Origin of the sequence: Mycobacterium asiaticum DSM 44297 (assembly GCF_000613245.1) — a bacterium.
Taxonomy (GTDB): Bacteria; Actinomycetota; Actinomycetes; order Mycobacteriales; family Mycobacteriaceae; genus Mycobacterium; species Mycobacterium asiaticum.
On the sequence record NZ_HG964936.1, the window covers coordinates 1,671,865 to 1,690,695 of the forward strand.

An 18,831-nucleotide genomic window follows, 5' to 3' on the forward strand; every position below is an offset into this window, starting at 1 on the left:
GTGAACGAGGAACTCGCCCCACCAGGTCCCCTGACCGCGGGCGGGTTGCGCGTCACTGCGCTGGGCGGTATCAGCGAAATCGGCCGCAACATGACGGTTTTCGAACATCTGGGCCGGTTGCTGATCATCGACTGCGGCGTGATGTTTCCCACCCACGACGAGCCCGGCGTCGATCTGATCTTGCCCGACCTCCGCCACATCGAGGACCGACTCGACGACATCGAGGCGCTGGTGCTCACGCACGCCCATGAGGACCACATCGGGGCAATCCCGTTCCTGCTCAAGCTGCGTCCCGACATCCCGGTGGTCGGCTCCAAGTTCACTCTGGCGCTGGTCGCCGCCAAATGCCGCGAGCACCGCATCAAGCCGGTATTCGTCGAGGTCAAGGAGGGTCAGAGCAGCAGGCACGGGGTGTTCGAGTGCGAGTACTTCGCGGTCAACCATTCCATCCCCGACGCGCTGGCCATCGCCGTCTACACCGGGGCGGGCACCGTGCTGCACACCGGCGACATCAAGCTCGACCAACTTCCGCTCGACGGCCGCCCCACCGATCTGCCGGGCATGTCGCGACTCGGCGATGCTGGCGTGGACCTGTTCCTGTGCGATTCGACCAATGCCGAGCATCCCGGCGTCGGGCCGTCGGAGAGTGAGATCGGTCCCACGCTGCACCGGCTGATCCGCGGCGCCGACGGGCGGGTCATCGTGGCGTGTTTCGCTTCCAACGTCGACCGCGTGCAGCAGATCATCGATGCCGCGGTCGCTTTGGGCCGGCGGGTGGCGTTCGTCGGGCGATCCATGGTGCGCAACATGAGCATTGCCCGCGATCTCGGTTTCCTGCGGGTGGCCGACTCCGACCTGGTCGACATCGCCGCGGCCGAGATGTTGCCGCCGGATCAGGTGGTGCTGGTGACCACAGGCACGCAGGGTGAGCCGATGGCCGCCCTGTCCCGTATGTCGCGTGGGGAGCATCGCAGCATCACGCTGACCGCAGGCGATCTCATCGTGTTGTCGTCGTCGCTGATCCCCGGCAACGAGGAAGCCGTGTACGGGGTCATCGACGCGCTGGCCAAGATCGGGACTCGCGTCGTCACCAACGCTCAAGCGCGGGTACATGTTTCGGGTCACGCCTACGCGGGTGAATTACTGTTTCTGTACAACGGGGTACGGCCGCGGCACGTGATGCCGGTGCACGGCACCTGGCGGCACCTGCGGGCCAACGCGAAGCTGGCCGCCAGCACCGGGGTGCCCGAGGACTCGATCCTGTTGGCGGAGAACGGCGTCAGCGTCGACTTGGTGGGGGGCAAGGCCACCATCGCGGGCGCGGTGCCGGTCGGCAAGATGTTCGTCGACGGCCTGATCACCGGTGACGTCGGCGACATCACCCTGGGCGAGCGGCTCATCCTGTCTTCGGGTTTCGTCGCCGTCACCGTGGTGGTCAAGCGGGGCACCGGCAAGGCGGTGGCACCGCCGCACCTGCATTCGCGCGGGTTCTCCGAGGACCCCAAGGCGCTGGAAGCCGTCGTGCCCAAGGTGGAAGCCGAGCTGGAACAGTTGGCCGCCAACAACGTCACCGACCCGATCCGGATCGCGCAGGGCGTGCGTCGGACCGTCGGCAAATGGGTGGGTGAGACCTACCGGCGCCAGCCGATGATCGTGCCGACGGTGCTCGAGGTCTAGGCTTCGCTGATCTTCTCGGCGTACGCCGACCACTCGATCTGGGACGCCTTGAGGTTGCGGCCCGTCGGCTCGACATAACGCTCGATGAGGTCGTCCGGCCCGACCTGTTCGATTAGCCGCCACCCGTACTCCGCCAGAAAATCCGCCACCTCTTCGGGCTGAATACCGAAGTGCCACAACTGCCGTCGCTTCCGCACCGACCGATACAACGTGCGGGTGCCGTACCGGTTGGTGCCGTCGATGAAGTCGCGGCGAACGTAGCTGAACACCATGCGACTGCCCGGTGCCGTCGGCCGCAGCCCCTCCAGCGTGGTGCGGACGGCCGCCTCGGTGAGATATTGGGTGACGCCCTCCCAAATAAGGAAAACCCGGTAGTCGGTGAGGTAGCCGTGTTCGGCCAGCGCGGTCAGCAGGTCGTCCCGCTCGAAGTTCAACGCCACCAAGCGAACCGACAGCGGCAGCTCGCCGAGCACCCGGCGGACCGTCTTGGCTTTTCGGGCGATGTTGACGGGCAGATCTACTTCGAACACCGGTTTGCGCACCCGTCGATTGAGTTGATATGCGCGAGTGTCCAATCCGGCGCCGAGGATGACCACGGCGTCGATCTCACCCACCGCTTCGGCGAGCTTGTCGCCGATGAAACGCTTGCGGCAGGCCAGATTCGCCCACAAGCCGCGGCCGGTGAACTCCGATGCGCCGATGAACGCCCGCCGGATCGCGGGCACCCGCGTGCCGGCCGCCAGCCAGCGCAGTGGCGCCGGGAGGAAGAGTTCGGCCAGGTCGTCGTCCACCAACCGACGGTCGGGCGGTTCGTGCTGCTCGACGGCCGCCAACAACATCGGGCCGAATGCGGTGCTTGCCGCGGGGTTTCGCGCCATGATTACCGCTTGTTCACGCAGCCCGCATCGACGGGCAGCGCGACCCCGGTGATGTAGCGGGCTTGTTCGGACACCAGCCACGCCACCGCGTTGGCGATGTCGTCGGCCTGCAGGATCTGCACCGGCAACGCGTTGCCGCCACCGGATCCCGCGCCCGAGGCGGCCATGTCGGCCAGCCACTTCATGGTGAACTCGTTGTTGATCATGGGTGTAGCGACGCCGCTGGGATGGACGGAATTGACCCTAATATCGTGCGGAGCAAGCAGATTGGCGTATACCCGCATCAATCCCACCAGCCCGTGCTTGGAAGCGGCGTAGCCGATCGCGCCCGCGTCAGCGCTGCCCATGCCGGCCAACCCCGCCGCCGAACTGATCAACACGATCGAGCCGCCGTCGCCTTGTTGCTTCAGGGGCGGTATCGCGACCTCGATCGTGTGATAGACGCCGGTGAGGTTGACGTCGATGACGTCGTGCCAGCCGTCGTCACCCGATTGCATGGGTGCGATACCGGCATTGGCGACGACGATGTCGAGGCGGCCAAGTTCGTCGATGCCGGCCTGCAGGGCTGCGCCGAGCGCGGCACGGTCACGGACGTCGGCCTGGCGCGCCACGATCCGAGCCCCGGTTTCCTCGACGAGCTTGACGGTGCCCGCCAACTCCTCCGAGGTGCCCAGCGGATAGGGCACGCTGGCGATCTGGTCGCACAGGTCGACCGCGACGATGTCCGCGCCGTCGGTGGCAAGTCGCACCGCATGCGCGCGCCCCTGACCGCGGGCGGCGCCGGTGATGAAGGCGACCCGGCCTTCCAGCGGACGGGCCATCAGGGCCGGATCTGGCCTTTGTCCGCGTCGCCTGCCGGAACCGGCTGCAGCATCTTGATGTCCGGGGCTCCGGCCAGGTGCTCACCCGCGGCGGTGAACATCTTGGCGACCGCGGGTGCGGTGCTGTGCGCCTTGAGCGCCTCCTCGTCGGCCCACTGCTCGACGAAGACGAAGGTCTCGCCGGACTGGTGCAACGAATACAACTGGCATCCCGGCTCGCCGTGCACCTCTTCGACCGCGGTGGTCAGGATGTCGCGGACCGCGTCTACCGATTCGGGCTTGACGGTCAGTGTGGCGACGACGACGACGGGCATGCTGAGCCTCCTGACGGCAGTGGGATTCGGTTGTCACCCTACTCACAACGGCGGGGACACGGAGCGGTGAAGGTGCCGTTACCAGTGTGGCGGGTGGTGCAGATGTTGTTTCTGCGACTACGCTTGCGGGCATGGCCAGTAAGACCGCAGCACGCTCCGGAAGTCGAACGAGCAGGTCTCGGCAAGTTTCTCGACAGGACGCGAAGGCCACCCCGCGGTCCGGGGGCCGCAGTGGGCAAGCGACGGGGCGCTCGAGCGGTGCGGCGCGCAAGCCCAGAAAGCCCGCGACCAGGCCCGTCAAGCGGGCAGCTAGGCCCACCAAGCGGCGTAATCGATCCCTGTTGGCGCTGGCCGGCCGATCCGCGCGCGCGACCTGGCTGATCGCCGCCAGGGGCACGGGCCGGGCCGCGAGGTCGGTTGGCCAGGCCCGCAACATCGAGGCCGGCCACCGCCGTGACGGCATCGCCCTGGTGCTGCTGGGCGTGGCGGTGATCGTGGCCGCCAGCTCCTGGTTCGACGCCGCCCGGCCGGTCGGCGCCTGGGTGGACGCCGGCCTGCGTTTCTTCGTCGGCGCAGCCGTGGTGTTGCTGCCACTGGTCGCCGCCGCCATAGCGGTAATACTGATGCGCACCGAGCCGAACCCCGAGGCGCGCCCGCGGCTGATCCTGGGTGCCAGCCTGATCGCTCTTTCGTTCCTGGGTCTGCGTCATCTGTGGTCGGGATCCCCGGAAGCCCCCGACTTGCGGCAGCGGGCCGCGGGATTCGTCGGCTTCGCCATCGGTGGCCCGCTGGCGGACGGCTTGACCGCCTGGATCGCAGCGCCCCTGCTGTTCATCGGCGGCTTGTTCGGGCTGTTGCTGCTGACCGGCATCACCATCCGTGAGGTGCCCGACACCCTGCGAAGCATGTTCGGCACCAGGTTGTTCGCCCGCCACTACGACGACGAGGACGAATACGAAGATTTCGCCGGTGACGACGCGGACACCGTCGAGGTCACACCGGCGGAAGACTTCTCCGACGGCTACTACGACGAGGCGATCGACGACATGCCGAAGGCGTGGCCCTCGGCCCAAGCGGTGGCGCCGGCAGAGCCCATCGCGGACGACACGCCCACCGTTCCGGAGCCGCGCCGTCGGCGCGCCGCCAAGAAGACGGACACCGCACCGCTGGATCGGGTCGTCGAAGGTCCCTACACGTTGCCATCGATGGATCTGCTGGTGGCCGGGGATCCGCCCAAGAAACGCAGCGCCGCCAACACCCACATGGCGTCGGCCATCGGCGAAGTCTTGACCCAGTTCAAGGTCGACGCGGCCGTCACCGGCTGCACCCGAGGGCCAACCGTGACCCGATACGAGGTGGAACTCGGGCCCGGGGTCAAGGTGGAGAAGATCACCGCGCTGCAAAAGAACATCGCCTACGCGGTGGCCACCGAGAGTGTGCGGATGCTGGCCCCGATCCCGGGCAAGTCCGCCGTCGGGATTGAGGTGCCTAACACCGACCGGGAGATGGTCCGGCTGGCCGACGTGCTCACCGCGCCGTCCACCCGTCGCGACCACCATCCGCTGGTCATCGGGCTGGGCAAGGACATCGAGGGCGATTTCATCTCGGCCAACCTGGCCAAGATGCCGCACCTGCTGGTCGCCGGCTCCACCGGCTCCGGCAAGTCCAGCTTCGTCAACTCGATGCTGATCTCACTGCTGACCCGGGCCACCCCCGAAGAGGTCAGGATGATCCTGATCGACCCGAAGATGGTGGAACTGACGCCCTACGAAGGCATTCCGCACCTGATCACCCCGATCATCACCCAGCCGAAGAAGGCGGCCGCGGCACTGGCGTGGCTGGTCGAGGAGATGGAGCAGCGCTACCAGGACATGCAGGCGTCCCGGGTGCGTCATATCGACGACTTCAACGCCAAGGTCCGCTCGGGCGAGATCACCACTCCGCTCGGCAGCCAGCGGGTGTACCGGCCCTACCCGTACGTGCTGGCGATCGTCGACGAGCTGGCCGACCTGATGATGACGGCGCCGCGCGACGTCGAGGACGCCATCGTGCGGATCACCCAGAAGGCCCGCGCGGCCGGCATCCACCTGGTGCTGGCCACCCAGCGCCCATCGGTGGACGTAGTCACTGGCCTGATCAAGACGAACGTGCCGTCGCGGCTGGCGTTCGCGACGTCGTCGCTGACGGACAGCCGGGTCATCCTGGACCAGGCGGGCGCGGAGAAGCTGATCGGCATGGGTGACGGGCTGTTCCTGCCGATGGGTGCGAGCAAACCGATCCGGTTGCAGGGCGCCTACATCACCGACGAGGAGATTCAGGCCGTCGTCGCCGCCTGCAAGGACCAGGCCGAACCGGAATACGCCGAGGGTGTCACCACCGCCAAGCCCACCGGCGAGCGCACCGACGTCGACCCCGACATCGGCGACGACATGGACGTCTTCTTGCAGGCGGTCGAGCTAGTGGTGTCCAGCCAGTTCGGTTCGACCTCGATGCTGCAGCGCAAGCTGCGGGTGGGCTTTGCGAAGGCCGGCCGGTTGATGGACTTGATGGAAACCCGCGGCATCGTGGGGCCCAGCGAGGGGTCCAAGGCCCGTGAGGTGCTGGTCAAGCCGGACGAGCTGGCCGGCACGCTGGCGTTGATCCGTGGCGGCGCCAACGCCGACGGCGGAGACGCCGAGGAGTAGTCGCCGAGTAGCGCGAGCAGACGCAGAATCGCACTGAAATGCGCCTTTTGATGCGATTCTGTGTCTGCTCGCGGAGGAAGGTGCCCCGGGATTCGCGGGGTTAGAGCACCAACAGCATCCGGGAGTTGCCCAGGATGTTCGGCTTGACGTAGCTCAGATCGAGAAACTCCGCGACGCCGATGTCGTAGGAGCGGCACATCTCCTCGTAGACCTCGGCGGTCACCGGCGTGCCCTCGATCTCGGTGAACCCGTGTCGGCCGAAGAACTCCGTCTCGAACGTCAGCACGAACAGCCGCTCGAGTTGCAATTCGCGCGCCACCTCGAGCAGCTTGTTCACGATCGCGTGGCCGATCCCGTGGCCGGTGAACGCGGGATCGACCGCCACTGTGCGGATTTCGCCTAGGTCGGACCACAACACGTGCAACGCGCCGCAACCGACCACCTGACCCGGTACCTGCGGCAGTTCAGCCACCCAGAATTCCTGGACCGCCTCATAGAGCGTCACCAGATTCTTTTCCAGCAGGATTCGTCCGGCGTAGGTGTCGACGAGATGCTTGATAGCGGGAACGTCTGATGTGCGCGCTCGCCGAACCACCGGCCGGTAATCCCCAGGACTTTCGGTCACGTCGCCACAGTATCGACGTCGAGGTTCGCTTGAGCTGGTCAACAGCTATTCTGTTGCCGTGTCGGGGCAGCCTGAAACCGGTGAGATGGCGGGTGCTGTCCGTATTGCGAATCTGGCCAACATTCTCACCCTGCTCCGCCTTTTGCTGGTCCCCATTTTTCTGTTCGCACTGTTCTATGGCGACGGTCATCACACCACTGCCCGCATCGTGGCGTGGGCGATATTCGCGGTCGCCTGCATCACCGATCGGTTCGACGGGCAACTGGCCCGCAACTACGGCATGGCAACCGAATTCGGCGCATTCATCGACCCGATAGCGGACAAGACGCTGATCGGTGCGGCCCTGATCGGACTGTCCATGCTCGGCGATCTGCCCTGGTGGGTCACCGTCCTGATCATGACCCGTGAACTGGCGATTACCGTGCTCCGGCTGGCGGTGATCAGGCGCGGCGTCATCCCGGCCAGCTGGGGCGGCAAGCTTAAGACCCTCACCCAGGCGGTCGCGATCGGATTATTCGTGCTGCCGCTGTCCGGCCTGCTGCACACCGCCGCTCAGGTCGTGATGGTGCTGGCGATCGTGCTCACGGTCATCACCGGAATCGACTATGTAGCCTCGACGGTCCGCGAGATTCGCCGCGCCAGACGGACGGCCTGACTGCCCGGGGAACCATCGCGGCCACTGATGGCGTTGACCTAACGTCTGATGCTTTTTCCAATGATGACCGGATAGAGGAGAGCACGATGGCGTCATTAGTGCGCGAGGTCGTTGGCGACGTGCTGCGGGGGACCCGGACATCGCAGGGCCGGACACTGCGTGAGGTGTCCGATTCGGCGCGGGTGAGTCTCGGGTATTTGTCGGAGGTCGAGCGCGGCCGCAAGGAACCCTCGAGCGAGTTGCTCAACGCAATCTGTGACGCACTGCAGGTGCCGCTGTCGCAGGTTCTGATCGATGCCGGTGAGCGGATGGCCCGCGAGGAGCGCGCCCGCTACACCGTGGGGGCCACCATCGACGCCAGCACCAAGGTCGTCATTCCTCCGGTGGCCTCCCTGGCGGTTGCGTAAGCTTCGGCGTTTCACTAGATATGCACCATGGGTGGGGCGATCGGGGCTGACCCACTAAATTGAGCTGCAGGGTAGTGTTCGCGCGCCCATCCTGCACACAAGAAGCGAAGGCGGAGCTAACTGATGGCCAATCCGTTCGTCAAAGCGTGGAAGTACCTCATGGCGCTGTTCAACTCCAAAATCGACGAACACGCCGACCCGAAAGTGCAAATCCAGCAGGCCATCGAGGAAGCGCAGCGCACCCACCAGGCGCTCACCCAGCAGGCCGCCCAGGTGATCGGTAACCAGCGTCAGCTGGAGATGCGCCTGAACCGCCAACTCGCCGACATCGAGAAGCTGCAGGTCAACGTGCGCCAGGCGCTCACGCTGGCCGACCAGGCCGTCGCCAGCGGCGACGCCGCCAAGGCGACCGAATACAACAACGCCGCCGAGGCGTTCGCGGCTCAGCTGGTCACCGCCGAGCAGAGCGTGGAAGACCTCAAGAGCCTGCACGACCAGGCGCTGCAGGCAGCTTCGCAGGCCAAGAAGGCCGTCGAACGCAACGCGATGGTGCTGCAGCAAAAGATCGCCGAGCGCACCAAGCTGCTCAGCCAGCTCGAGCAGGCCAAGATGCAGGAGCAGGTCAGTGCGTCGCTGCGCTCGATGAGCGAGCTCGCCGCCCCTGGCAACACCCCGAGCCTCGACGAGGTACGCGACAAGATCGAGCGCCGCTACGCCAACGCGATCGGCTCCGCCGAGCTCGCCCAGAGTTCGGTGCAGGGCCGCATGATGGAGGTCGAGCAGGCCGGCATCCAGATGGCCGGGCATTCGCGGCTGGAGCAAATCCGCGCGTCTATGCGCGGTGACGCCCTGCCCGCCGGCGGTGCCGCCGCACCCGGCGCAACCCCGGCGACGCCGGCCACCGAACCCGGCGGAGCGGTACCCGAGAAACCGTTCGGTCAGTAGCAGAGCAACACGATGGCGGTGCGATCCAGTCGGCGCGGGCCCCTGCGGGCCCTCTGGCAGCGCGGCTTTGACACCGTCGTCGACCTGTCCGGATTCGTCGTCGACAAGATCAACGCCGCCACCGATCCGCGGGCGCGGCAACTTCGCCGGCGCCGACGCGCGCTGCGCTGGGCCTGGATTTTCACCGTCGGGGTGATCTTCTGGGCCCTGGTGACCGCGATCCTGGCGGCCTGGGGTTGGTTCACGCTGCTGCTGCAGATCACCGGTGCTGTGGCCGTGGTGATGGTGATCCCCGCGACGCTGCTGTTCTTCCGCTATTACTGGCTCAAGTCCGAACCGCTGCCCTCGCAGCGGCCCGCCGTCTCCCGGCGGTTGCCGCCGCCCGGTTCGGCCGCGCGACCGGCGATGTACGCGCTGGGCGCCTCCGAGCGCGGATTCTTCTCGCTGCTGGGTGTGATCGAGCGCAGCGCGATCCTGCCGCCCGACGAGATCGGCGAGCTGACCGAGGCGGCCAAGCGGACCTCGGCGGCGATGGCGGCTACCGCGGCCGAGGTGGTGTCGATGGAACGGGCCGCGCAGAACTCGGAGTCCTCACGCGAATACCTGGTCCCGACCATCAATGCGTATACCGCGCAGCTGGGCGCCGGAGTTCGTCAGTACAACGAGATGGTCACCGCCGCGGCCCATCTGGTCTCGTCGGTCAATGGCGAGAACGCGGGCGGTGTGACCATGCTCGCCCAGCAGCGCTACCGCGACGAACTCACCGGCGCGACGGATCGGCTGCTGGGCTGGGCGCAGGCGTTCGACGAACTCGGCGGCCTGCGCCGCGCCCAATAGCTCTAGAGCGTCGCGCGCAGGGACGGGATGACCACCCCGACGAGCCCGCGCACCGTCGCCTTGAGGAAGTCGTACGAGTCGAAGTAGTCCCGCCACAGGATGATTCGCCCGTCCTGGATTTCAAAGACGCCGCATACCCAGAACTGCAGGCGCAGCGGGCCGAAGATCAGCGCGTCGGTGCGCTCGGTGAGCACCGCGCTGCCGTCGGCGGCCACCCGGTGGAACTTCACCTCGAAGCCGAACTTGCCCTCCATCTTGCGAAAGAGCTTGGCCACCTTGCGTCCGCCGCGGATCCGCGAGTACCCGTAGTTCTCGTACACCAGGTCGTCGTGCAACGCGGCATCCGCAGCCTCGAAATCCTGGTCTTGCAGGGCATACAGGAAGCCCTCGACCGTGCGAATGTTGTCATTGGTTGTCGTCTGAGTCAGCTCAGTCATGGTTGCCAGCGTAGGCGAGCGCCGCTGTGGCAGGGTAGGGCCGATGCGCGTCGCCGTGGTTGCCGGGCCGGACCCCGGGCACTCGTTTCCGGCGATCGCGCTGTGCCGACGCTTCCTCGCCGCGGGTCACCAACCCACCCTGTTCACCGGCGTGGAGTGGCTGGACGCCGCCCGCGCGGTAGGGATCGACGCCGTGGAGCTGGACGGGCTCAAGGCCACCGACGAGGACCTCGACGCCGGGGCCAGGATTCACCGGCGGGCCGCGCGGATGGCGGTGTTGATCGCGCCGACCGTGCGCGATTTAGCGCCGGATTTGGTGGTGTCCGACGTGATCACCTCCGGTGGAGGCATGGCTGCCGAGCTGCTCGGTATCCCGTGGGTCGAGCTGTGCCCACACCCGCTCTACCTGCCTTCGAAAGGGCTGCCGCCGATCGGCAGCGGCCTGGCGCCTGGCACGGGGTTGCGGGGCAGACTGCGGGACGCGGTGATGCGGGCCCTGACGGCGCGGTCGGTGCGGGCGGGCCAGCGCCAGCGCGCGGCTGTGCGCGTCGAGATCGGCCTGCCGGCGCGGGATCCGGGGCCGGCGCGGCGGCTGATCGCCACGCTGCCCGCCCTGGAGGTGCCCCGCCCGGACTGGCCGGCCGAGGCCGTCGTGGTCGGCCCGCTGCACTTCGAGCCGACCGAACGGGTGCTGCCGATCCCGCCCGGCTCGGGACCGGTGGTGGTGATCGCGCCGTCGACCGCCTACACCGGCACCACCGGGCTGGCGCAGCTTGCCCTGGACAGCCTGAAGCCGGGGGAGACACTGCCGGCCGGTTCGCGGCTGGTCGTGTCCTGGCTCGGCGGTGCGGATCTGCCGGCACCCCCCTGGGCGGTGGTGGGGCTGGGCCGTCAGGACGAGCTGCTGCGCCACGCCGATCTGGTGATTGCCGGCGGTGGTCACGGCATGGTCGCCAAGACACTGCTCGCGGGCGTACCCATGGTGGTGGTGCCCGGCGGTGGTGATCAGTGGGAGATGGCGAATCGGGTGGTCCGCCAGGGCAGCGGGCGGCTGATCCGGCCGCTGACCGCCGACGCACTGGTGGCTGCGGTGGGGGAAGTGTTGGCGTCGCCGGACTACCGGGCCGCCGCACAGCGAGCTGCGGCCAGCGTCGCCGGAGTGGCCGACCCGGTGCGGGTGTGCCGCGAAGCGATTGATTGAGCGGGGCAGCCCGCTGGGTATGTTGCTGTGCGTGCGGCTGACGGAGTTCCACGAGCGGGTGACGTTGCGGTTCGGCGCCGCCTACGGCGCGTCGGTGCTGGTCGATCACGTCTTGACGGGCTTCGCCGGGCGCACCGCCGCCCAAGCGATCGAAGACGGCGTCGAGCCTCGCGACGTGTGGCGGGCACTATGCGTCGACTTCGATGTGCCGCGCGAACAGTGGTGAGTTGCTGGTTGCGTTGACTCCGCGCTGAGGGCGTGTTTTTGCGGGAAAACGCCGCCGCCAGCGCAGAGTCAACGCGGACTAGAGCGGGCAGTCGCCGCACTTTCCACCGCCCGGAATGCGGTAGAAGAGGCAGCAGCTGTTGCGCCGGAAGCCGAGGTCGGTACCGGTGACGATGCCGGTGCCGGTGAGCCGGTCGGCGTCGAGCAGCTCACCGGTGAGCCGCGTGATCGGCTCGCGCAGGTCGGGCCGCGCCACCAGCAGCATCCGCGAGGTGCCGACCAGCGCGGACGCGATGTTGCCGTAGAGCAGACCGGTCGCCAGATCGGCCCGTAGCCCGGCGGCGAACCGCTCCATGTGCTCGCGCACCACGACGCGATACAGGACCCGATACAGCAGCTCGGGGGAGGGCGCGACGGGTTCGCCGATGGGTTCGGGCAGCCGCAGCCGTGCGTCGTCGTCGGCGCGTTGCAGCCCGGTGAGGTCCGGAAGCACGCCGTGAGCCAGCACGCAGGCGAGCACGGGCGACCAGAGCCGCGCGGCGTGGCCGAGGTGGACCAGTGAGGCGCCCACCCGCAGTTCGGTGGTGCGGTAACGGGCGGCGGTCGCGTCGACAAGGTCGGCGAATCCGTCGGCGTAGGACGCGGCTACCGGATGCCACCCGGTCGGGTCGCCGCCCACGGTCAGCGCGAAAAAACCGCCGTAGGAGGCCACTTCGGCGAGCTCGGTGGAGATGTCAATGCCGGACATATTGCCCGGACATGTTGCCACACGCGGCGTGTCGAACTTGAGTCGAACAAGTGTTCGGCTACTGTGGTGAGCATTCGGCGACCTCGACTTGTCAGACCCCGCGCCTAGTGTCACGGCCAACCGACCAACACCGGTCACCGAACACCGACTACAGGAGAGGCATCATGGCTCAAGCCCCCGACCGCGAGAAGGCTCTCGAACTGGCGATGGCCCAGATCGAGAAGAGTTACGGCAAAGGTTCGGTGATGCGCCTCGGAGACGAGGTACGCCAGCCAATTTCGGTCATCCCGACCGGGTCCATCGCGTTGGATGTCGCCCTGGGTATCGGCGGCCTGCCGCGTGGCCGGGTCATCGAGATCTACGGTCCGGAGTCCTCGGGTAAGACCACCGTGGCGCTGCACGCGGTGGCCAACGCCCAAGCCGCCGGCGGTGTCGCGGCGTTCATCGACGCCGAGCACGCGCTGGATCCGGAATACGCCAAGAAACTCGGTGTCGACACCGATTCACTGCTGGTCAGCCAGCCGGACACCGGTGAACAGGCGCTCGAGATCGCCGACATGTTGATCCGCTCAGGCGCGCTGGACATCGTGGTCATCGACTCGGTGGCGGCGCTGGTGCCGCGCGCGGAACTCGAAGGCGAGATGGGCGACAGCCACGTCGGCCTGCAGGCCCGGCTGATGAGCCAGGCGCTGCGGAAAATGACTGGCGCGCTGAACAATTCGGGCACTACGGCAATCTTCATCAACCAGCTGCGGGAGAAGATCGGGGTGATGTTCGGCTGCATGAGTTACTCCACCCGCGTGACCCTGGCAGACGGCAGCACCGAAAAGATCGGCAAGATCGTCAACAACAAAATGGACGTCGAGGTGCTGTCCTATGACCCGGTGGCGGACAAGATCGTCCCGCGCAAGGTGGTCAATTGGTTCAACAACGGGCCAGCCGAACAGTTTCTGCAGTTCACCGTGGAGAAGTCCGCTGGCAACGGCAAGTCGCAGTTTGCCGCCACGCCCAATCACCTCATCCGCACGCCCGGAGGCTGGACCGAAGCTGGAGACCTCAACACCGGCGACAGGGTGTTAGCCGCCGAACCCCGTCTGCTGAGTGACCAGCAGTTCCAGGTGGTGCTGGGTTCGCTAATGGGTGACGGGAACCTGTCGCCCAACCCGCGGGGTCGCAACGGCGTCCGGTTCCGACTGGGGCATGGTTCTAAGCAATTGGAGTACCTGCGCTGGAAGACCGCATTGTTGGGCAATATCCAGCACACGGTGCGGGAGAACGCCAAGGGTGCGAGCTTCGTCGACTTCACCCCGTTGCCAGAGCTCGCTGAGTTGCGGCGGGCGGTGTACCTGGGGGACGGAAAGAAGTTCTTCTCGGAGGAGTACCTCAAGGCGCTGACCCCATTGGCTCTGGCCGTTTGGTACATGGATGACGCTTCATTTAGCTTGCGCTCCAAGGGATTGCAGCAGCGCACTGATGGCGGCACCGGGCGCATTGAGATCTGTGTCGAGGCTATGACCGAAGGCACGCGGGTGCGGTTGTGTGACTACCTGCGCGACACCTACGGCATGGATGTGCGTCTGCGTACCGCGGGTTCGGCCGGCAAGGCGGTATTGACGTTTTCAACGGCGTCCTCGTCCAAGTTCCAGGAGTTGGTGGCGCCGTACATGGCGCCATCCATGGAGTACAAATTGCTGCCCCGGTTCCGAGGCCAAAGCAAAGTGGTGCCGGAGTTCGTTGAACCGACTCAAGCGCTGGTCCCGGCCCGGATTCTCGACGTGCACGTCAAGCCGCATACCCGCTCTATGAATCGCTTCGACATCGAGGTTGAGGGCAACCACAACTACTTCGTCGACGGTGTGATGGTGCACAACTCACCCGAAACAACTACGGGTGGAAAGGCATTGAAGTTCTATGCGTCGGTGCGTATGGACGTGCGCCGGATCGAGACGCTGAAGGACGGCACCAACGCGGTCGGCAACCGGACCCGGGTCAAGGTCGTCAAGAACAAGGTGTCGCCGCCTTTCAAGCAGGCCGAGTTCGACATCCTCTACGGCAAGGGCATCAGTCGCGAGGGCTCGCTGATCGACATGGGCGTCGACCAGGGCTTCATCCGCAAGTCCGGCTCCTGGTTCACCTACGAGGGCGAACAGCTTGGCCAGGGCAAGGAGAATGCCCGCAACTTCTTGATGGAGAACGCCGACATCGCCAACGAGATCGAGAAGAAGATCAAGGAAAAGCTCGGCATTGGCGCAGTGGTGACCGATGACAGCGTCCTGCCCGCCCCCGTCGACTTCTGAGTCGTCTCGTCGCGACGAGCAGGCGCGGGCGTTGTGTCTGCGCCTGCTCACCGCGCGAGCGCGCACCAGGGCCGAGTTGGCCGGGCAGCTGGCCAAGCGGGGCTATCCCGACGACGTCAGCAACCGGGTGTTGGACCGGCTGGCCGCCGTGGGCCTGGTCGATGACACAGACTTCGCCGAGCAGTGGGTGCAGTCCCGGCGGGCCAATACGGGAAAGAGCAGGCGCGCGCTGGCCGCCGAGTTGCACACCAAAGGCGTGGACGACGAGGTGATCACCGCGGTGCTAGCCGACATCGACGGCGGCGCTGAGCGCGCGCGGGCCGAGCAGCTGGTGCGGGCCAAGCTACGGCGGGAGGTGCTGGGCAAGGACGACGCCAAGGTGAGCCGGCGGCTGATCGGGATGCTGGCCCGCCGCGGCTACAGCCAGAGTGTGGCATGCGAGGTGGTCTTCGCCGAGTTGGCCGCAGAACGCGAACGCCGCCGCGTCTGATCAGCGGGCCGGCTAGCTGCGGGTTAAAGCCGCGGCCAGCCCTCGCCGTACCATGGCCCCGTGACTTCGACGGTGGCGGCAGGCCGGACTGCGGGCGACGCGGCGGGGTCGGCGCGTACCTATCAGGTCCGCACCTACGGCTGCCAGATGAACGTGCACGACTCCGAACGGCTGGCCGGCCTGCTCGAAGCCGCCGGCTATGAGCGCGCCACCGACGGAGCCGACGCCGACATCGTCGTCTTCAATACCTGCGCCGTGCGGGAGAACGCCGACAACAAGCTGTACGGCAACCTCAGCCACCTGGCACCGCGCAAACGCAGCAACCCCGACATGCAGATCGCCGTCGGCGGCTGTCTGGCGCAGAAGGACCGCGACACCGTGCTGCGCAAGGCGCCGTGGGTCGACGTGGTGTTCGGCACCCACAACATCGGATCGCTGCCTACGCTGCTCGAACGGGCCAGGCACAACAACGCCGCACAGATTGAGATCGCCGAGGCGCTGCAGGAATTCCCCTCTTCGCTGCCCAGTGCACGCGAATCCGCTTATGCGGCTTGGGTTTCCATTTCCGTTGGCTGCAACAACAGCTGCACTTTCTGCATCGTCCCGTCGCTGCGGGGTAAGGAGGTGGACCGCAGCCCGGATGACGTGCTGACCGAGGTGCGCTCGCTGGTGGAGGCCGGCGTGCTCGAGATAACCCTGCTGGGCCAGAACGTCAATGCTTACGGCGTTTCCTTCGCCGACCCCGCGATACCGCGCAACCGTGGTGCCTTCGCCGAATTGCTGCGCGCCTGCGGCGGCATCGACGGGCTGGAGCGGGTCCGATTCACCTCCCCACATCCCGCGGAGTTCACCGACGACGTCATCGAGGCGATGGCCGAGACGCCCAACGTCTGCCCCGCGCTGCACATGCCGCTGCAGTCCGGGTCGGACCGGATTCTGCGGGCGATGCGGCGCTCCTACCGCGCCGAGCGCTATCTGGGCATCATCGAGCGGGTCCGGGCGGCCATGCCGCACGCCGCGATCACCACCGACCTGATCGTGGGCTTCCCAGGCGAGACCGAGGAAGACTTCGCGGCCACCCTCGATGTGGTTGAGCGGGCACGGTTCGCGGCCGCGTTCACCTTCCAGTACTCCCAGCGCCCCGGAACCCCCGCCGCCGACCTTCCCGGCCAATTGCCCAAGGCCCTAGTCCAGGAGCGCTACGAGCGACTGATCGAGCTGCAGGAGCGGATCTCGCTCGAGCACAACCGCGCGCTCCTCGGCCGGACCGTCGAACTGCTCGTCGCCACCGGGGAAGGCCGAAAGGACTCCCGCACCGCGCGGATGACCGGGCGAGCCCGCGACGGCCGGTTGGTCCATTTCACCGCCGGTGACCAAGTAATACGTCCGGGGGACATCGTCACCACCCGAATCACCGACGCCGCGCCGCACCATCTGATCGCCGACGCGGGCATCCTCAGCCATCGCCGCACCCGCGCCGGTGACACTCACGCGGCGGGCCGGCGCCCGAGCGGTGTCGGCCTGGGCATGCCGGGCGTCGGGCGGCCCGCTGCGCCGGCCGAACCAGCCGGATGCGGCGCATTGACCGGAGCAGCCCAATAGATGGGTGGGATTGGAGACGTAGACGTGGGGGATTTCGACGCCTACCGGTCGGAGATCGAGGCGGCCGAACGTCGCGTCGCGCGTGAGATCGAGCCCGGCGCCAGGGCACTGGTGGTCGCGGTGCTGGTGTTCGTGCTGCTCGGGGCGTTCATCCTGCCGCATACCGGCAGCGTGCGGGGGTGGGACGTGCTGTTCGCCGGCCAGGGCGCCGACGCGGCCGGGTGGCGCTGCCGTCGCGGGTCTTCGCCTGGCTCACGCTGGTGTTCGGCGTCGGCTTCTCGATATTGGCGCTGCTGACCCGGCGGTGGGCGGTGGCCTGGGTGGCGTTGGCCGGCTGCATGTTGGCCAGCGGCACCGGCATGCTGGCGGTGTGGTCGCGTCAGACGGCGCCGGCGGGGCATCCCGGTCCGGGCGTCGGCCTGATCGTCACCTGGATCACCGTCATCCTGCTGACGTTCCATTGGGCGCGGGTGGTGTGGCAGCGCACGATCGTGCAGCTCGCCGCTGAGGAGGAGCGCCGTCGCGTGGTTGCCCAGGACCAGTCCAGGACGCTACTGGACAACCTGCCCAAGGACACACCCGACGAACCGGGCGGGGGCCAAACGCCAAGCGACCGCTAGGAGCGGCGGGTCAAAGCCTGGGCGGCGGCGTCGGCCCACTGACGCCACTGCTCGGCGTTGGCCCTTGCCTCGTCGGCTTCCTTGGTCTTGCCGGCCGCAGCGGCCTTCGCGGCCTGCTGTTCGAACTGCTCGGCGCGGGCGCGGAACTGCTCGGCGCGGGCCTGCGCTTGCGGGTCCGCCCAGTCCGACTCGCCGGCCTCGCGCACCTTCTTCTCGACCGCACGCAGCCGTCGCTCCAAGTCGGCGGACCGCTCCCGCGGGACCTTGCCGATGGCATCCCACCGGTCGGCGATCGAACGCAGCGCCGCGCGGGCGGCGTCGTGATTGCTGGTGTCCAGCTTCTCCGCCTCAGCCAATAACGCCTCCTTCGCCGCCGCATTGGCGCGCAGCTCGGCGTCCTTCTCCGCGGTGGCGGCGTTGCGCGCCGTGAAGAACGAGTCCTGCGCGGCCTTGAAGCGGCGCCACAACGCGTCGTCGACGTCCTTGCTGGCGCGCCCGGCCGCCTTCCATTCGGTGAGCAGCCGCCGGAATTCCGCGCTGGTGGCTGCCCAGTCCGTCGAGTCGGACAGCGCCTCCGCCCGCTCACACAGGCGTTCTTTGGCCTGGCGGACCCCGGACCGCTCCCGGTCCAGCTCGGCGAAATGCGACCCGCGCCGCCGGTTGAAGGTTTCCCGCGCCGCCGAATACCGCTTCCACAACGCGTCATCGACCTTGCGGTCCAGCCCGGTGATCGTCTTCCACTCGTCGAGGATCGCCCGCAGCCGGTCCCCGGCGATCTTCCACTGCGTCGAGTTCGCTGCCAGGTCTTCGGCCTCAACGGCCAGTGCTTCCTTCCGGGCGGTCTGGGCGGCCCGGTGCTCTTCGCGACGGGAGCGGTTCGCGACGACGTAGACGTCGATGCGCGCCTGGATGTCGGCCAGCCGGTTGCCGATCGCGTCCACGTCGCCCAGCACCGCCGCCGTGGGCAGCGTCTCGGCCAGCGCGGCGGCGTTCGCCCGGATCTTGCGAGGATCCCCGGTCCCCGACACCAGCCGCTCCTCCATCAGGGCGACCTCGGTGCTCAGGTCCTCGAAGCGCCGGCCGAAGTGCGCGAAGGCGGCTTCGGGGTCACCGGCCTGCCAGGAACCGATGATGCGCTCACCGGCCGAGCTGATCAGCCACACCGTGCCGTCGTCGTCGACCCGTCCGAACCGGTGGGGATCGTTGCGCGGGGGGCTAGGCGCCGGGTGGGTCACCGAAGCGCCGGGCCGCGGTGTGGGCCGGGGACCGGGTCGTGGTCCCGGGCGCGGCCCGGGAACCGGTCTCGACACTGGTTCAGCCGCCGGACCTGCGAAGTCGTTGCCACCCGTCATCGTGCTCGTCACCTAC

Annotated in this window: 18 protein-coding genes and 1 pseudogene; 12 read left to right on the forward strand and 7 right to left on the reverse strand. The window is 67.5% G+C overall.

All coding sequences use genetic code 11. The annotated features are described in order from the left end of the window. Positions 1 to 1,677 carry a ribonuclease J gene (locus BN972_RS08105; protein WP_036356935.1) on the forward strand — a complete coding sequence of 559 codons (1,677 nt, stop codon included), beginning with the start codon at positions 1 to 3 and terminating at the stop codon, positions 1,675 to 1,677. Here the strand turns inward: BN972_RS08105 and BN972_RS08110 are convergent. Genes BN972_RS08110 through BN972_RS08120 form a run of 3 tightly spaced genes read right to left on the reverse strand, consistent with a single transcriptional unit; the run spans position 1,674 to position 3,690 of the window. Further along, positions 1,674 to 2,555 carry an SAM-dependent methyltransferase gene (locus BN972_RS08110; RefSeq protein ID WP_051545128.1) on the reverse strand — a complete coding sequence of 294 codons (882 nt, stop codon included), beginning with the start codon at positions 2,553 to 2,555 and terminating at the stop codon, positions 1,674 to 1,676. The genes BN972_RS08105 and BN972_RS08110 overlap by 4 nt on opposite strands. Positions 2,556 to 2,557: 2 nt before the next feature. Further along, positions 2,558 to 3,376, reverse strand: coding sequence for a mycofactocin-coupled SDR family oxidoreductase (locus BN972_RS08115; RefSeq protein WP_036354896.1), 819 nt, complete (start codon positions 3,374 to 3,376; stop codon positions 2,558 to 2,560). Continuing rightward, positions 3,376 to 3,690, reverse strand: a complete 315-nt coding sequence (locus BN972_RS08120) for a putative quinol monooxygenase (protein WP_036354901.1) — start codon at positions 3,688 to 3,690, stop codon at positions 3,376 to 3,378. The genes BN972_RS08115 and BN972_RS08120 overlap by 1 nt, the downstream gene beginning before the upstream one ends. Positions 3,691 to 3,821: 131 nt before the next feature. On the opposite strand from BN972_RS08120, the gene BN972_RS08125 reads away from it, so the two are divergent. After that, complete coding sequence (locus tag BN972_RS08125; RefSeq protein WP_080696736.1) at positions 3,822 to 6,374, forward strand: FtsK/SpoIIIE family DNA translocase; 2,553 nt, start codon at positions 3,822 to 3,824, stop codon at positions 6,372 to 6,374. A 100-nt stretch (positions 6,375 to 6,474) separates the two neighbouring features. Here the strand turns inward: BN972_RS08125 and BN972_RS08130 are convergent, their stop codons facing one another. Beyond that, entirely contained in the window at positions 6,475 to 6,999 is a 525-nt protein-coding gene (locus tag BN972_RS08130; protein ID WP_036354904.1) for an amino-acid N-acetyltransferase, read from the reverse strand. Positions 7,000 to 7,084: 85 nt separating this feature from the next. Between BN972_RS08130 and pgsA the strand changes: the two genes are divergently transcribed. The 4 genes from pgsA to pspM all read left to right on the forward strand — a co-directional run bounded on the left by pgsA (position 7,085) and on the right by pspM (position 9,843). Continuing rightward, a complete protein-coding gene (gene pgsA / locus BN972_RS08135; protein ID WP_036356943.1) occupies positions 7,085 to 7,654 on the forward strand; it encodes a CDP-diacylglycerol--glycerol-3-phosphate 3-phosphatidyltransferase in 570 nt (189 codons plus the stop codon). 86 nt (positions 7,655 to 7,740) lie between these two features. Continuing rightward, entirely contained in the window at positions 7,741 to 8,061 is a 321-nt protein-coding gene (gene clgR, locus BN972_RS08140) for a transcriptional regulator ClgR (RefSeq protein WP_036354907.1), read from the forward strand. Positions 8,062 to 8,184: 123 nt separating this feature from the next. Beyond that, positions 8,185 to 9,006, forward strand: a complete 822-nt coding sequence (gene pspA / locus BN972_RS08145) for a phage shock protein PspA (RefSeq protein ID WP_036354908.1) — start codon at positions 8,185 to 8,187, stop codon at positions 9,004 to 9,006. Between the two features lie 12 nt (positions 9,007 to 9,018). Continuing rightward, positions 9,019 to 9,843: a phage shock envelope stress response protein PspM gene (gene pspM / locus BN972_RS08150; protein ID WP_036354911.1), complete on the forward strand. Its 825-nt coding sequence runs from the start codon at positions 9,019 to 9,021 to the stop codon at positions 9,841 to 9,843. 2 nt (positions 9,844 to 9,845) lie between these two features. Here pspM and BN972_RS08155 read toward each other — a convergent pair whose 3' ends face one another. Beyond that, the gene (locus BN972_RS08155; protein ID WP_036354913.1) at positions 9,846 to 10,280 is read right to left on the reverse strand and encodes a limonene-1,2-epoxide hydrolase family protein; all 435 of its coding nucleotides are present in this window, start codon (positions 10,278 to 10,280) and stop codon (positions 9,846 to 9,848) included. Between the two features lie 43 nt (positions 10,281 to 10,323). Between BN972_RS08155 and BN972_RS08160 the strand changes: the two genes are divergently transcribed. Together BN972_RS08160 and BN972_RS08165 are read left to right on the forward strand one after the other, a co-directional pair. Continuing rightward, positions 10,324 to 11,481: a glycosyltransferase gene (locus tag BN972_RS08160; protein WP_036354916.1), complete on the forward strand. Its 1,158-nt coding sequence runs from the start codon at positions 10,324 to 10,326 to the stop codon at positions 11,479 to 11,481. Positions 11,482 to 11,512: 31 nt separating this feature from the next. Next, on the forward strand, positions 11,513 to 11,707 hold the full coding sequence (locus BN972_RS08165; protein ID WP_425311912.1) for a DUF3046 domain-containing protein: 195 nt from the start codon (positions 11,513 to 11,515) through the stop codon (positions 11,705 to 11,707). A gap of 78 nt (positions 11,708 to 11,785) precedes the next feature. Here the strand turns inward: BN972_RS08165 and BN972_RS08170 are convergent, their stop codons facing one another. Beyond that, positions 11,786 to 12,445, reverse strand: a complete 660-nt coding sequence (locus tag BN972_RS08170) for a (2Fe-2S)-binding protein (RefSeq protein ID WP_036356946.1) — start codon at positions 12,443 to 12,445, stop codon at positions 11,786 to 11,788. Between the two features lie 173 nt (positions 12,446 to 12,618). On the opposite strand from BN972_RS08170, the gene recA reads away from it, so the two are divergent. From recA to BN972_RS08190, 4 genes and pseudogenes are all read left to right on the forward strand, one after another. Beyond that, a complete protein-coding gene (recA, locus tag BN972_RS08175) occupies positions 12,619 to 14,751 on the forward strand; it encodes an intein-containing recombinase RecA (protein WP_036354921.1) in 2,133 nt (710 codons plus the stop codon). Beyond that, positions 14,717 to 15,241, forward strand: coding sequence for a recombination regulator RecX (gene recX / locus BN972_RS08180; RefSeq protein ID WP_036354925.1), 525 nt, complete (start codon positions 14,717 to 14,719; stop codon positions 15,239 to 15,241). Before recA ends, recX begins: the two co-directional genes overlap by 35 nt. 147 nt (positions 15,242 to 15,388) lie before the next feature. Beyond that, complete coding sequence (gene miaB / locus BN972_RS08185; RefSeq protein WP_235192422.1) at positions 15,389 to 16,843, forward strand: tRNA (N6-isopentenyl adenosine(37)-C2)-methylthiotransferase MiaB; 1,455 nt, start codon at positions 15,389 to 15,391, stop codon at positions 16,841 to 16,843. After that, a pseudogene (locus tag BN972_RS08190) lies at positions 16,844 to 17,463 on the forward strand (Rv2732c family membrane protein). On the opposite strand, the gene BN972_RS08195 reads toward BN972_RS08190, so the two are convergent. After that, complete coding sequence (locus BN972_RS08195; RefSeq protein WP_051545130.1) at positions 17,460 to 18,815, reverse strand: DUF349 domain-containing protein; 1,356 nt, start codon at positions 18,813 to 18,815, stop codon at positions 17,460 to 17,462. The pseudogene BN972_RS08190 and the gene BN972_RS08195 overlap by 4 nt on opposite strands. Positions 18,816 to 18,831 lie beyond the last annotated feature (16 nt).

What these genes read in the sequence shown, in the direction of transcription:
- BN972_RS08110 (WP_051545128.1), bottom strand. Translation starts at nt 2,555, where the DNA reads ATGGCGCGAAACCCCGCGGCAAGCACCGCATTCGGCCCGATGTTGTTG.
- BN972_RS08115 (WP_036354896.1), bottom strand. Translation starts at nt 3,376, where the DNA reads ATGGCCCGTCCGCTGGAAGGCCGGGTCGCCTTCATCACCGGCGCCGCC.
- BN972_RS08120 (WP_036354901.1), bottom strand. Translation starts at nt 3,690, where the DNA reads ATGCCCGTCGTCGTCGTCGCCACACTGACCGTCAAGCCCGAATCGGTA.
- BN972_RS08125 (WP_080696736.1), top strand. Translation starts at nt 3,822, where the DNA reads ATGGCCAGTAAGACCGCAGCACGCTCCGGAAGTCGAACGAGCAGGTCT.
- pgsA (WP_036356943.1), top strand. Translation starts at nt 7,085, where the DNA reads ATGGCGGGTGCTGTCCGTATTGCGAATCTGGCCAACATTCTCACCCTG.
- clgR (WP_036354907.1), top strand. Translation starts at nt 7,741, where the DNA reads ATGGCGTCATTAGTGCGCGAGGTCGTTGGCGACGTGCTGCGGGGGACC.
- pspA (WP_036354908.1), top strand. Translation starts at nt 8,185, where the DNA reads ATGGCCAATCCGTTCGTCAAAGCGTGGAAGTACCTCATGGCGCTGTTC.
- pspM (WP_036354911.1), top strand. Translation starts at nt 9,019, where the DNA reads ATGGCGGTGCGATCCAGTCGGCGCGGGCCCCTGCGGGCCCTCTGGCAG.
- BN972_RS08155 (WP_036354913.1), bottom strand. Translation starts at nt 10,280, where the DNA reads ATGACTGAGCTGACTCAGACGACAACCAATGACAACATTCGCACGGTC.
- BN972_RS08160 (WP_036354916.1), top strand. Translation starts at nt 10,324, where the DNA reads ATGCGCGTCGCCGTGGTTGCCGGGCCGGACCCCGGGCACTCGTTTCCG.
- recA (WP_036354921.1), top strand. Translation starts at nt 12,619, where the DNA reads ATGGCTCAAGCCCCCGACCGCGAGAAGGCTCTCGAACTGGCGATGGCC.
- recX (WP_036354925.1), top strand. Translation starts at nt 14,717, where the DNA reads ATGACAGCGTCCTGCCCGCCCCCGTCGACTTCTGAGTCGTCTCGTCGC.
- miaB (WP_235192422.1), top strand. Translation starts at nt 15,389, where the DNA reads ATGAACGTGCACGACTCCGAACGGCTGGCCGGCCTGCTCGAAGCCGCC.
- BN972_RS08195 (WP_051545130.1), bottom strand. Translation starts at nt 18,815, where the DNA reads ATGACGGGTGGCAACGACTTCGCAGGTCCGGCGGCTGAACCAGTGTCG.